Here is a 214-nt window from a genome sequence, read left to right as displayed (position 1 = left end):
TCGGCGGCGCGCTGGGCGGCTCTGCGGTCCTCGTCCGAGGCGCGGGCCTGCTCCAGGCAGGCGGCGGCCCTGGCCTCGGACTCGGCGGCGTCGTCGGCCAGTTCGCGGAGCTTCGCCTGCCAGGCGGCGCGTTCGCGGAGGCGGAAGGCGAGACCGGCGAGGGCGTCCGCGACGCGGCGGGCGCGCTGGGCGGTCTCCTGCCGCTCCTCGCGGA

1 protein-coding gene is annotated in these 214 nt (G+C 79.9%); it reads right to left on the bottom strand.

Annotated elements, in window-relative coordinates; translation table 11 throughout:
- Positions 1 to 214: hypothetical protein (locus GT042_RS04425; RefSeq protein ID WP_161307372.1), on the bottom strand; the 214-nt coding region annotated here is incomplete at both ends.

Source organism: Streptomyces sp. SID3212 (assembly GCF_009865405.1).
In the GTDB taxonomy this organism is placed as follows: Bacteria; Actinomycetota; Actinomycetes; order Streptomycetales; family Streptomycetaceae; genus Streptomyces.
Note: the sequence above shows the minus strand (reverse complement) of the source record. Positions and strands in the feature narration are given on the sequence as shown.